We start from the raw sequence: 13,438 nt of genomic DNA on the forward strand, positions 1-13,438 counted from the left end.
CCACCCTACTTTTTCTACTGGATGATTAGAGGCATCTCCTTGCAAAGCTTATGACCTCATCCTTTTGCTATCACGTCGGCGGCTGTCTGCAAGCCGATGCCCCTAACTATGTGGTGCGCCAGGCCGATCGCGACCTTCAAGCGGCCCTGCAAGCTCGCGAGTTTGGCTATGTCTTTAGCTCGCGGCAAATGGGCAAGTCGTCGCTGTTGATCCGCATGAAGCAGCAGCTGCAAGCGACGGGGGCGGCCTGCGCCTATCTGGATATGACCCGCCTGGGCACCACGGGCCTCACCCAAACCCAGTGGTATGCCGGGGTGGTGATGAGCCTGCTGCAAAGTTTGGGCCTCTCCCAACGGCTCCAGTTTCATGACTGGTGGCAAGCCCACGCCGAGTTGACGCTGGTGCAGCGCCTCAATCACCTGGTGGAAACGGTGCTCTTGCCCGAGGAGACCGGGCCGCCGCTCTATATCTTTATCGACGAAATCGACAGCCTGCTCAGTCTGGAGTTTTCTACCGACGACTTTTTTGCCTGGATGCGAGCCTGCTATAACCAGCGATCGCACGATCCCCGCTATCGTCGCCTCACGTTTGCCCTCTTTGGGGTCACGACACCAACAGACTTGATGGCCGATAAACAACGGACCCCTTTCAACGTGGGGCGGGCGATTCCCCTTACGGGTTTTACCCTGGCGGAGAGTGCGCCCCTGCAAGCGGGGCTGGAACCCTGGGTGGATCATCCCTCGGCGGTTCTCAAAAGCATTCTGGACTGGACGGCAGGGCAGCCATTTTTGACGCAAAAGCTGTGTGACCTGGCAGTGCAAACGGCGCAGCAGGCCGAGATGCAGCCGTTGTCGCTATCGTCCGGTATGGCGGAACTGTGGGTTGAGGAACTGGTGCGATCGCGCATCCTCGACCATTGGGAAGCCCAAGACGAACCCATTCACCTGCGCACCATTCGCGACCATCTGTTCTGGCATCAGAACCGCACCGGGCGCATTTTGGGTATTTATCAAGCGCTATTGCAAGGGCAAACCATCCCCACTGACGATAGCCGCGAACAGGTTGATTTACTGCTGTCTGGACTACTGGTGCGCCAGGGCAATCGCCTCGCCATCAAAAACCGCATTTATCAGGAGGTGTTCACTGAGCCGTGGGTCGAGCGACAACTCCAACGCTTGCGGCCCTACGCGGCGGCCCTGACCGGGTGGGTGACCCGCGATCGCCAAGACCCCACCTATCTTTTGCAAGGTCAGACACTGCAACAGGCAGAGCAGTGGGCGCAGGGCAAAAGTCTCAGCGATCTGGACTACCAGTTTCTCGCGGCCAGTCAAGATGCCGAACGCCAGCGGATCCAGCACCTTTTGGATGCGAAAGCGGAGAGCGAGCGGTTCTTTCGCCAATTGGCCGAAGCCGTGCCCCAAATCGTGTGGATTGTGGAACCCGACGGCAACCTGTCCTACAGCAATCAGCAGGGTAAAGATTTTTCGGGGTTGCCCCTAGAGGCTCTGCAAGGGCAACAGCGCATGAATGTGGTGCACCCCGACGATCGCCCTGGCAGTCGCGCCGCTTGGGAAAACGCTCACGCCACGGGTGAACCCTACGAGGTGCAGCTGCGGATGCGGGATGCCGAGGGGAATTATCGCTGGTTTCTCAATCGAGCAGTGCCGATTCGCGATGCCCAGGGCCAGGTGATGAAATGGTTTGGCACCAGCACCGATCTGGATGATGTGAAGCGGGTGGAAGAAGCCAAGCGCCTGCAAGAGGTGGAGGCGCGGTTGGTAGAGCAAGAAAAACGCCTGCAACAAGAACAGCGGGCGCGACGATTACAGCGATCGCTGCTCGGATCCGTCAGCTTGGCCTTGCTCGTGTCGACCCTATTGGGCAGTTTTGCCTTTTGGGAAAAACGCCAGTCGGCGCTGCGAGAAGTGGCCGCCATCACCAATGCCTCCGAAGCGCAGTTTGCCTCCGGCAATCGATTAGATGCTTTGGTAGCAGCGATGCAGGCCCAAACTCGTCTCAACCAGTTGTCCCAGGCCCCCGCATCCCTAGCCACTCAAGTCGAAGCAGATCTGCGGCGGGCTAGCTTTCAAGTGGTGGAACGCAATCGATTTGGCACGGATGCTGGCATTGTTTTAGGGACGGCAGTGAATGCCGAGGGTCGCATCGCATCAGCTCACCTATCGGGCGCGATCGCCCTGTGGCACCCCGATGGTCGCCTGATCCAAGTGCTGACTGGGCACGAGGGCGAAGTCATGGATGTGGCGTTTAGCCCCGATGGGAAAATCCTGATCTCGACGGGACGCGATGGTACTGTGCGCTGGTGGACGGCAGACGGCACCCCCATTAAAACCGTGAATGCCCACCAAAATCGTGGCATGGCTGTGGATGTGAGTCCCGACTGGCAGTGGATCGCCTCTGCCAGCGAAGACCAGACCGTAAAACTCTGGAGCCGCGACGGGCAACTGCAACAGACTTTCCGGGGGCACGATGATTTTGTCTGGGATGTGGCCTTTAGCCCCGACAGTCAAACCCTGGCCTCGGCCAGTTGGGACAATACGCTGAAACTCTGGTCGATGAACGGCCAACGCTTGCAGACCTTCGCCAATCGGCAAGTGTCAGAGAAGGGCGAAAATCGGTTAGTCAGCGTTACGTTTAGCCCCAATGGGCAAACCATTGCCACTGGCGACTGGTACGGTGATGTGATTTGGTGGCAGCGCGATGGCACCTGGCTGCGCACCCAGTCAGAGCACGACAATGCGGTGATTAGTCTAGCGTTTAGTCCTGACGGTCAGACCCTGGCCTCCAGCAGTTGGGACGACACAATCAAGTTTTGGAACACTGAGGGCAATCTGATCAAAACGCTAGCCGGACATGCGACGGGTACTTGGGAGGTACAGTTTGCCGGAGATAACCAACGCCTGATCTCTGGCGGCGGCGATAGTCTGTTGCGTCTCTGGCAACTGCAACCGGAAAGCCTCACGGTCTTGCGCGGTCACCAAGCCTCGGTGTGGGGAGTCGCGTGGACGCCCGATGGGCACATTGTGTCGGCCAGCGCTGATGGCACCCTGAAGCAGTGGAATGCTCAGAATCATCTCCAGCACTCGATCACTGTGGAGCGGGGCGAGAGTTGGACAGTGGCGGTGAGTCCCAACGATGGCGCGATCGCGGCGGTGCACAACGATGGCAGCCTTACCCTTTGGGATGGCGCGGGCAATTTGCGGCAAACGGTATTGGCCCATGAGGATGTGGCGTTTGATGTTGCCTACAACGCCAACGGTCAGGCAATCGCCACCACCGGTTGGGATGGGGCGATTCGGCTTTGGAGCGATGATGGCACTGCCCAGCAAACCCTAATCGCTGATCAGCAGCGGTTAAATGCGGTGGCGTTCAGTCCGGATGATCAGTGGTTAGCTGCCGTCGGGGACGACCAAATTTTGCGACTTTGGCAACGCCAAGCGTCTGGTCAGTTTGTGATTCCGCCTCAGATCGAACTCACTGCCGACACCGAGAATCTGCTGGATGTTGCCTTTAGTCCAGACAGTCAATACGTCGCAACAGCGGGTGAGGGGGGCCTGGTCAAACTCTGGACGCTGGCTGGGGAACCCGTGAAGACGTTGGAGGGACACACTGCTCGCGTGAATGCGATCGCCTTTATACCCTCTAACTCTGGATTGCCAACAGACTGGGGCACCGTGTTAGTCACCGCCAGTTGGGATAAAAGCATCAAACTCTGGGGTCTGGACGGCACCTTGCGCCTCACCCTGGAAGGCCACGAAGAGCGAGTGCTGGATGTGGATTTTGCGCCTGCCACGGCGACTCATGGCCCAATGCTGGCATCGAGCGGCATTGATGATGTGGTGATTGTGTGGCCGCTCGATCAACTCCTCAACCCCGATCAAGTCATGGCCGCAGGCTGCACTTGGGTGCAAGACTACCTCGCCACGCACCCAGAGGTTGCCACTCAAGTCAACATCTGCCAGAAGCCATAGGTTGTCCGGGCAAGGCTGTAGACATTGCTTCGGTTAACACCCAGCTTTACAAGCAGTTCAGCACCATGTGGCCGTCGGAGGCATTTTCTGGGGCGGGGTCGAGGCCTGCGTGATCGCTGAGGCATTGGACGCGGGTGTATTCGCCCTCATTGAGTTGCAGGGCATTGTCGGCGATCGCCGGAGCCACCACCGTCACCCCCTCAAAGCCCGATTCGCGATCGCTTTCAAAGCCGTCAAAGGTAGAGCCACAGCTCACGAGTTGGTCATCGCTGCCCGGTTCTTCTCCCACAAAGGAAATCGCCAGCTTGCCGTCACCGCCCATGCAGTAGGCGTCGAGCATGGCAAATTCAGCCATGACAATGGTTTGACCATCCTCGCTGAGGGTCACGCCTTCCACGATTTCAGAAACCGGGGTTTCGGGGTCGGGGGTGGCGACTTCTGTCTCAGGGGGCAGGTCGGCCTCGGGTGCGGTGTCAGTTTCGACACTGGGGTTGGTGCAGGCGGTGAGCGAAAGGAGGGCGATCGCTCCCCAGGTACTAAAAAGTCGAGTATTCATGGGCTGTCATCATGTATTTGCAGTGAAGTGAATCGTCGGGACGCAGGGTCGTGTGCCTAAATCCCGGCAAAGGCCGTAGGGGCGCACGGCTGTGCGGTACGTGTTTAGCGTCGATTTAAGCAGCGCGATTTTGCCGCACCATGGCTTGGGCGACTTGTTCGATGAACGAGTCGCCTCGTTGTTGGCAGGTGNNNCATCCTATCAGCGCGATAGTCACTACCTTAAGCCTCCTTTTCTCTGCTGGGAGGAATGACAACCGAACACAGACGCTAAACACGTACGCTGTGCGCCCCTACTAGCCACCATAGATAATGGCATCGGGCAGAACATAGCGATTTTCGCCAACGAAAACCACCGTCTGGTCGCCCTGACGGCTGGCCGAAAAGGCCCCGCTGCCCCCTTCGGCACCCACCGCTTCGCCATTTTGGAAATAGATGGAGACGGCGCTGCCATTGGGATGGGTGACTTCGACAAAGCCGCTGCCACCGCCCTCACGGACCACCCCAAACGCACAGGAACCATCTGCCCCATCGCGGCCAATAACACAGGAGATATTGCCCGTCGCGTTGTAGGGCGTGCCCGCTACCAGGGCATCGTCTTGGACGTTGCTGCCGCCGGACCCCGAGGCGCTGCCGCCGGAGCCAGCTACTACCATTTCCAGACGATAGTTGGCGGCCTCATCGCGGCGGGCGGCGCTGCGCATCAGGTAAACCCGAATTTTGTAGTCGCCGCTGGCGGGCAGGGTGCCCTCATACTGATTGCCGCTAGTCGACCCGACGAAGATGGCTTCATCGTTGCTCCCCGGCGGCAAAATATTGAAATAATTGGCTCCGTTATCGGTGGCCATGCTGATGTTGGCGTACTGTCCGGCCTGGGCATTGAGCACATAGTCAACGCTGTCATAGCCCACGATGCGATCTTCGACGGTGGCGCTTGTGGCTCCCGAAGCAAACTGCACCCGCTGCGTGCGATTGCCCCCTGAGCCAGCGCTGCTGCTGGCAGTGGGTTGATTGTTAGTCGCCGTCGCGTTGTTGGCGGATGCGCTTTCCGCAGGAGCGGTGGCGGGCTGCTCGGCCTCGGCGGTCGAAGTCTTGAGAACGCACTCGGTCAGCACGATCGCATTATTCACCTCCACCACAGCCTTTTCACCATCGATCATCAGCTTGGTGCTGCCGTCGCTATAGGTGGTGCCCGAGTCTGACTCCACCAGGGGCAAGGCCAGGTTGGGGCGATCGGGCAGGTCAGCCACTGCCTCATCTGCCGCTAGTCGCGCGGTGAACTCGTGACCGTCTTTGCACTGATAGGTGACGAGAGCGCCTTGTCCAGCGGCGGTGTCGGTTTTCGCGTTATTGCAGCCCAGCAGCGCCAGACTGGTGAGCAAGGTAATGCTCGTTAAAGCAGACAGTTTTTTCATCAGGAATTTCAAAAACGTTATGGATGACAGATGCGATCGCTCTTGTTTTGTCTCCAATCTTACCGATTTGCCTGGGGCAGACCAGGAAACTAAGACAATTTTTCAGATTCCAGCAAAGCCGAGATCGCGCCGTCCATTTTTCTCTGAGCGAGCAATCACACCCGGCTAATGAAGCATCAGGTCGCCTTTTTAACAGGCTGTTTTTGATGCCAATCTCCTGTCAAATATTTCAAAAATTTCTTAAGTGACTTATCTGACTTATCTGCAACGCTAGAAATTTGATGATCTAGAGTTGTCAATCCTACTGATGTGATAGATCGAGGTCAGATTACCTCCTGATTTGGATGGCATTGCCCCGAACTCCCAAGGCTAAAATCAGCCCTGATCTAATATTTGACGCCAATTAATCAGCTTAATTGACTTATCTGACGCAGTTTCACGATAAAGTTATGGCCTAACTGATTTAACTGAATAGTCTATTCTTGGCATTTTTTCATCAATCAAGATCAATTTTGGTTGCGCTCATCTATTTTCAGGGAGTCCATCAAGCTTTGCATGGCGAAAACTTTATAGGAGATTTATGTGAATACCGAGATCATAAAGCTTCTGCCAAAAACAACTTTTATACCTTTACCCGTAAAGTTGCTTACGTGATACTGCGAACGTGCATTCGTTATTGCTCAAACAAGCAATCTGCTCATTCGTTATTTCACGGAAAAGGAAGACAAACACATGAATAAATTGGCCCTGATGGGAATCGCCGCCGCTGCTGCCACAGCCTCGATGGTTGCCGCTGCCCCCGCCGAAGCTGCCCTCTTTACTGTGGGGGGCACGCAGTATGAAGTCACCACTATCGAGGGGTTTTTCCCCGATTTTCTGTCAACGCTAGAAAATCAGGTCTGGTGGGGTGACGCAACGCTAGCGACTGAGTTTGCGACCGTCGTGAACGACGATTTAGGTCTGCCGAACGGTGATTCTACTTCGGGTAACACTAATATCCTCGGTCCTATATTTCTTTATCAGGAGCTTATTCCTGGTAGCACCGCCTTAGGCAGCGCGTGGAATACCACCCAAAACCCTCCAAGCGCAGCACCAGCTGCAGCTATTGGCGGCGTAAGATCCACGTTCGCTGTGGCCACAGAAGTCGCCGAGTCGGTGCCCGAGCCGATGACGCTGTTGGGTCTGGGGGCAGTTGGCCTGGTGGGTGCAGGCTCGGCCCTCAAGCGCCAGCGGTCGGCTAAGGCGTAAGCCGTGGCGCTACATTCTTGAGTTCAATGAACTGGTTCAGGCGGGGCGATCGTCCCGCTTTTTTATTGGCAGGGGTGCGTTAGGGGCGATTGTCCTGCGGACAGGCTAGCGCCAACGCCCTTTTTGGCGTGAAGGGAAGGAGGGCGGGTGGAGCGATCGCAATTGACATGGTCTATTGCAGGGCTCGTTGCACGACTGCTCGGAGGGCTTCAATAAATTGAGCTGGCGTCTGAATCACCAAGCCCGCCCGCTCAGCAACCGCAGGCGTAAAGTCTTTTGTATTCAAACTCAGCAGGCGATCGCTCCCAGCTAGCATGGCGGCAGCCAAAATCGGCGCATCTTTGGCCTCAATGACTTCCAGCCAGGGCCGCACCTCATCTTGGCTGGGCATCGGTTGCACCACAGGCTTTAAAGCCGCGATGAGTTGATTAAACACTGGCAACGCGGCTGGCAACTTTTTCGTCAGATTGCGTTGGCATTCTTGCAATACTTGCTATGCCACCACTACTTGAAATAGGCCTACTTCAGCCAGCGTAAGCACCGCTCGACTCGCCCCTGTCCGCGATGCTGCCCCCGCAATCAACACACTGGAATCCAGAAATACCTTACGCATCCGTAGCGTTTTCTGCGCCGATGAGTTGCCGCTCAGTTGCCAAGCCAGTCAGTAAATCGGCTAGTTCTAGCTGACTGTTTTCTCGCAGAGCGGTAATTTGATCAGCCAACTGGGGTACTTGCAACGGTCTCGGAGTTAACAGCAAGCAATCACCAATCTTAAGGAGATTGAGCATATCCCCGGTACCCAAACCAAGTTCCGCTTGAATGGACGGTGGAATCGTAACACTGCCAGTTTTTTGCAGACTCACTTGCAACGCAGTCACGGCTGCTTCTCCATTTTCAGACACTGAATCCTGACCTCCCAACCAAATTGATTTGCACCTATTGTAACGATCTGCCCTCATCCCCCGATGAGCAAGAGCTGCAAGCAATTTGGAACGCGGCCATCGCACCGCGTTTGGCGATGCTGGGTGGAGGCAATCGCGCTGTTGTTCTGCGGAATGATGGGGGGCGATTGTCCTGCGGACAGGCTAGCGCCAATGCCCCTTTTTGGTGTGAAGGGAAGGTGGAAGGTGGGGGCGATCGCGTTTGATCCCTTAATCCTGCACGTATTCTTGACCCGCCAGGAGCGCTAATTCCGCCCGGACGAACTCGCGACCCAGGTAAGCGGCATGATCCATCATGGTGACGGGGCAGGGGCGATCGCTGGATTCAAAGATGGCAATGCACAATTCTTTGGCGGTGCGTCCGGTGTAGACATAGGAGTGCTGACGCTGAACGCCCCCCTCGCAGGGCAATGGCTCCCCCGTTTCAGGATCACACGCCAAGCCCTTGTCGTTGATCACGTTCGTAAAATGCTTGGCACAAATCACGCTATTTTCGCGGTCTAAATAGATCAAAAAATAACCGCCCGGATCAAGCTCAATAAAGCGGTGAGAGAGTCGGTTATCGAGATCAGTCAAAGCGTTGGGACTCAATTTTTGCGGCGTAGAGGTCTGTACCATTCAACAATTCTAGAAAAAATATTGGCAACGATGCGGCACTGAGTCGTGGAACTTTTGCCGGATGACCATTCTAACTTGAATGTCTGCGCGGCTTGGCAGCGGGGCCAATGACTAGGGCTATGCCAACGACGCCCGCCCGGTCTCGCAGCCAGCGCCATGAGCGCTGGTGGCAAGATTCAGGCTCAGCTCAAACTTTTAAGCGGCAAATCAGCGTTAATCGCATCAATTTCGTGCTGTTCTGCGACGTTAATTTCATCAATGTAGCTCACCAAAATCTTTTGCAGGCGATCGCTATAAAAGCGATGCAAACTGTAGTTTGGTCGTGCCGGAAAGCCCCGACGTTTTTTGTGACGCCCCCCCGCCCCTGGATCAAAGAGTTGGATGCCGTGGTCGATCGCCCATTCAATCGGCTTGTAATAGCAAGCGTTGAAATGCAGGTGGTTGTACTCTTCGCGGCAGCCCCAGTAGCGACCATAGAGGCGATCGCCCTTATACAGACAGAACGACATGCCGACGGGCTCATCCACATCGTCACTGTAGGCGGCAAACAGCGCCACCCGATGGGCATAGTCGGGATACAGCTGTTCAAAAAACTTGCGGGTGAGATACTTGCTGCCCCACCAGCCAAACTTGTTGCAGGTGTCGGCATAAAAGTCATACATCAGCGAGCAGTTGGCGCGGTGCATGTCGTCGGTGGTGATGGGTTCCAGCCGCAGTCCGGCTTTCTCTAATGATTTGCGCTCCCGCTTAATATTGCGGCGCTGATTGGCGTTGAACCGAGCGAGGTAATCATCAAAGGTGTCGTAACCGTCGTTTTGCCAAATGAAACTGTGGTGCAGCCACTTTTTGAACCCAATTTCTTCCATCAGCGATCGCCACTCGGGGTCGGCATAGAGAAAATGGCACCCGGAGATATGGTTGCGATCGCAAAACTGATCGATCGCCGCCACCATCATTTCGGTAATCAGGCGCTCATCTTCCCCCGGTGCGATGAGAAAGCGATAGCCTTCGGCGGGGGTAAACGGCGACATGCCCAGCAGCTTGGGATAATATTCCACCCCCAAGCGGCTCGCCAACTCGGCCCACTGATGGTCAAACACAAACTCGCCGTAGCTGTGGCTTTTGAGATACATCGGCGCGGCGGCGATCAGCTCTTGATTGCACCACACAGTCAAGTGGTTGGGCAACCAGCCCGCATTCGCCACCGCACTGCCCGAGTGCTCCATATTGTGCAGCCACGTCCATTCCAGGAAGGGTGTTTTCAGCGGCAACGCCATCGCATCCCACGCCGCTTGCGGAATTTCATGAATTTGGCGAATCCAGGCGAGAGTGTACTGGGGCTTCGGCTGCGGAACCATAGACTTTGGGGTGACAGAACGGCGATCGCAAAAACTTTCCCTAGCGTAAATCAATCCCCCTTGGGATGGCAGCGACGGTAGTGCAAAAACACCTCATGCTCGACCTGCCGCACGTCCACTAGCTGCAACGGTAATGCTTGGGCGATCGCCAATCCCTTCCCGTCAAAAGGCGTTGGCGCAGTTTTTCCCCCCAGCAGCAGCGGACACACCGTTAAATACACCTCATCGATCAAATCTTGCTCGGCAAAACTCGCGACCAAGGTGCCGCCCCCCAGCAACGCCACTCGCTCAAGTCCCATTGTGTGGAATCGTTGCAGCAGCGATCGCCAATCCATCGGCTCCGTCAAGTCCGGTACCACTCGATCAAAATAGGAAGCGTCATGCTGGGCGATCGCTGACCAGCGTTGCGCCCCCGCCGCTGACGTCAACAGCCAACGTGGCACCGATTGCTGAAAAAAACGCCACTGCGGATCGACATTGCCCGACTGCGAACACACGATCTGAATCGGTTGCGAAGTCTGATTTCGAGCTGCCCGCCGCTCCAACAATGCCGGCTGTCGGACAGATAGACAAGTCCCGTAAGCCTTGAGCGTACCAGCCCCAAACAACACCGCATCCGCCTGCGCCACCAGCGTTTCTAAATGGGCCAGGTCATTTGTAGAAGAGAAACGGGCGGCAGTGCGATCGCGATCGGCAATTTTGCCATCGGCACTCATCGCCAACACCACCGTGACCTGCGATCGCTCCTGACCTGTGTGCTCAATCCTCATTCGTGATCGCTAGACTACCCATCCAGTCGATATTACGCTTCTGTGGCCAACCACTCCGATCCAAACCTCACCGCCTGCGGCACCTCTCCAAATAAGGAGAGGTTTATGCACATGCTGGCAAAAATTTTAACCACATCAAGTAGGGCTTCCGGTTCCTCTCCTTACCAAGGAGGTACGTGTTTAGCGTCGATTTAAGCAGCGCGATTTTGCCGCACCATGGCTTGGGCGACTTGTTCGATGAACGAGTCGCCTCGTTNNNCCTATCAGCGCGATAGTCACTACCTTAAGCCTCCTTTTCTCTGCTGGGAGGAATGACAACCGAACACAGACGCTAAACACGTACCCAAGGAGAGGCTAGGTGAGGTCCCGTCAAGACTTCATGACAAAGCCGAGTGATTGCTTCAGTTTTATTAAAGAAGTGGCCGCTACCCCGGATCCGGCATATTAGGATGCACCTCTAAGCAACCACAGCCAAGAGGGCAAAAAGCGTATGTGTGGAATTGGTGGAGTCCTGTATGCCGATCCCCAACGACCCGTGAATCCGGAGGTGTTGGTGGGAATGGCGGCGATCCAGTATCACCGGGGGCCCGATGGTTTTGGCTATCAGGTGATCGACGATCGCGGCATTGGCTTTACCCATGCGCGACTCTCCATTATTGACCTCAATCCCGAGCGGGGACGGCAGCCCTTTCGCTCGCCCGATGGTCAGTACCTGATTGCTCACAACGGCGAATTTTACGACTACAAGCGGTTACGGGCCGATCTGGCGTCACGGGGCTATCAGTTCCGTACCAAAAGCGACACCGAGTTGGTGATGCACCTGACCGATCGCTTGGGCCTCGATCAAGCCCTGCCCTGTCTACGCGGTGAGTTTGCCTTTGCGCTGTATGAACGGCAGCAAGATCGACTGACCCTGGTACGCGATCGCTTTGGCATTAAACCGCTGTATTACGCGCAAATTCCTGGCGGGCTGGTGTTTGGATCAGAAATCAAAGTGGTCTTGGCCCATCCCGAAGTCAAGGCGCAGTTTTCGTCAGAGGGACTGTATCACCAGCTCATGCAAACGATGGTGCCCGGTACTACCTGCTTTGAGGGCATTTATGCGGTGGAGCCGGGGCAAAAAATTACTGTGCAGCGGCGCGATGGCGAGTTGCTGTTGCACAAAGAGCAGTACTGGGATCTCGACTTTCCGCTCAAGGGCACCCGCGACCTGCACCGCAGCGAAACGGACTATATCGAAGAGTTTCGGGCGCATTTTGTCGAAGCGATTCAACTGCGGCTAGAGGCGGATGTCCCGGTGGCCTGCTATCTCTCCGGCGGCATTGATTCTTGCTCCATCATGGGGGTGGCGGCCGCCTGCCAGCAGTCCGCCGTCAAAGCGTTCACCATCGGCTTTGATGACACCGATTACGACGAAACGGCGATCGCCCGCGAAATGGCCGAGGCGGTGAAAGCCGACCAGGACATCCTCGCGGTGGATGGCACCCAGCTCTACGACCACTTTGCCCGCACCATCTGGCACACCGAACGCAGCATCTACAACACCTTTACCGTCGCCAAAATGCTGATGAGTGAGCACGTGCGCGACGCGGGCTACAAGGTCGTGATCACGGGCGAAGGCTCCGACGAATTGTTTGCCGGGTATCCGCAACTGCGGCTCGACATGATCCTCCACGGCATGGACGACGCCACCCCCGAAGAACGCGCTGGTTTAGAAGCGTGGCTGGCGGAGAGTAATCGCCTATTTAAGGGCAATTTGCTGGCGGAAAAGCAACTCGATGATCCCGCTTTGACAGAACTCATCGGCTTTACCCCCAGCTCCCTCCAGTCTTGGCTATCCTCCGCCAGCCACGTACCGGGATTGTTGCATCCGCAGCACCGTCTGAAACTCGATGGCTATGCACCCGGACAATCCATTGCCGCCGCGTTGAATGGCGACCAACTGGACGATCGCCATCCCCTCGACAAAGCTCAGTACGTGTGGATCAAGACCCAGTTTGAGTCTCAAGTGTTGGGTTGGGCGGGCGATCGCGTCGATATGGCCAATTCCCTCGAAGCCCGTCCCGCGTTCCTCGATCATCCCCTGGTGGAATTTGCGGTGACCCTGCCTCCCTCGATGCGGTTGCGCGATCGCCAAGACAAATACATCCTGCGGGAAACCATGAAACCGCTACTGCCGGAGACCCTATACAAGCGCCAAAAATTCGCGTTCATGGCTCCCCCCTCCCACACGGATGAAGTCAAAGAGGCCGCGATGCGATCGCTCGCCAGCAACTACCTCTCCAAAAACCGCGTGCGGGATGCCGGATTACTCGACCCCGATGCCGTCCAGGCCATTCTGGATCGCCACGGTGATACTGCCACGCCAGTGGCTGAACGAGTCCAACTCGATGCCGTCATCAACCACATGCTGAGCGTGCAAATCTTGCACAATCATTTCGTCGCTAATGACGTGACCCAGCAAGCCCAAGCCGACGCCAAACGCTACGGCTGGTCAGCTCACGATCTGTCCGCAGTCTGACCGGCTTATTCACGCCATGCTGG

General features: G+C 56.3%; 10 protein-coding genes. 3 read left to right on the top strand and 7 right to left on the bottom strand.

Features of this window, described 5'->3' with window-relative positions; all coding sequences use genetic code 11:
- Window positions 1-50 precede the first annotated feature (50 nt).
- A complete protein-coding gene (locus tag DYY88_RS20965; protein ID WP_039726244.1) occupies window positions 51-3,989 on the top strand; it encodes an AAA-like domain-containing protein in 3,939 nt (1,312 codons plus the stop codon).
- Between the two features lie 46 nt (window positions 3,990-4,035).
- Here the strand turns inward: DYY88_RS20965 and DYY88_RS20970 are convergent, their stop codons facing one another.
- Together DYY88_RS20970 and DYY88_RS20975 are read right to left on the bottom strand one after the other, a co-directional pair.
- Complete coding sequence (locus tag DYY88_RS20970) at window positions 4,036-4,545, bottom strand: hypothetical protein (protein ID WP_039726245.1); 510 nt, start codon at window positions 4,543-4,545, stop codon at window positions 4,036-4,038.
- 295 nt (window positions 4,546-4,840) lie between these two features.
- Complete coding sequence (locus DYY88_RS20975) at window positions 4,841-5,959, bottom strand: MliC family protein (RefSeq protein ID WP_052288322.1); 1,119 nt, start codon at window positions 5,957-5,959, stop codon at window positions 4,841-4,843.
- 732 nt (window positions 5,960-6,691) lie between these two features.
- On the opposite strand from DYY88_RS20975, the gene DYY88_RS20980 reads away from it, so the two are divergent.
- Window positions 6,692-7,207: a PEP-CTERM sorting domain-containing protein gene (locus DYY88_RS20980; RefSeq protein ID WP_039726246.1), complete on the top strand. Its 516-nt coding sequence runs from the start codon at window positions 6,692-6,694 to the stop codon at window positions 7,205-7,207.
- A gap of 172 nt (window positions 7,208-7,379) precedes the next feature.
- Here DYY88_RS20980 and DYY88_RS24565 read toward each other — a convergent pair whose 3' ends face one another.
- The 5 genes from DYY88_RS24565 to DYY88_RS21005 all read right to left on the bottom strand — a co-directional run bounded on the left by DYY88_RS24565 (window position 7,380) and on the right by DYY88_RS21005 (window position 10,894).
- A complete protein-coding gene (locus DYY88_RS24565) occupies window positions 7,380-7,649 on the bottom strand; it encodes a hypothetical protein (RefSeq protein WP_201278977.1) in 270 nt (89 codons plus the stop codon).
- Window positions 7,650-7,812: 163 nt separating this feature from the next.
- Window positions 7,813-8,085, bottom strand: coding sequence for an AbrB/MazE/SpoVT family DNA-binding domain-containing protein (locus DYY88_RS20990; RefSeq protein ID WP_039729659.1), 273 nt, complete (start codon window positions 8,083-8,085; stop codon window positions 7,813-7,815).
- 273 nt (window positions 8,086-8,358) lie between these two features.
- Window positions 8,359-8,766: a DUF4346 domain-containing protein gene (locus DYY88_RS20995; RefSeq protein ID WP_044151123.1), complete on the bottom strand. Its 408-nt coding sequence runs from the start codon at window positions 8,764-8,766 to the stop codon at window positions 8,359-8,361.
- Window positions 8,767-8,948: 182 nt separating this feature from the next.
- Complete coding sequence (locus DYY88_RS21000; RefSeq protein WP_039726248.1) at window positions 8,949-10,124, bottom strand: GNAT family N-acetyltransferase; 1,176 nt, start codon at window positions 10,122-10,124, stop codon at window positions 8,949-8,951.
- Window positions 10,125-10,174: 50 nt separating this feature from the next.
- The gene (locus DYY88_RS21005) at window positions 10,175-10,894 is read right to left on the bottom strand and encodes a RibD family protein (protein ID WP_044151124.1); all 720 of its coding nucleotides are present in this window, start codon (window positions 10,892-10,894) and stop codon (window positions 10,175-10,177) included.
- 490 nt (window positions 10,895-11,384) lie between these two features.
- On the opposite strand from DYY88_RS21005, the gene asnB reads away from it, so the two are divergent.
- Window positions 11,385-13,415, top strand: coding sequence for an asparagine synthase (glutamine-hydrolyzing) (gene asnB / locus DYY88_RS21010; protein ID WP_039726250.1), 2,031 nt, complete (start codon window positions 11,385-11,387; stop codon window positions 13,413-13,415).
- Window positions 13,416-13,438 lie beyond the last annotated feature (23 nt).

It is taken from the genome of Leptolyngbya iicbica LK, assembly GCF_004212215.1.
Classification (GTDB): domain Bacteria; phylum Cyanobacteriota; class Cyanobacteriia; order Phormidesmidales; family Phormidesmidaceae; genus Halomicronema; species Halomicronema iicbica.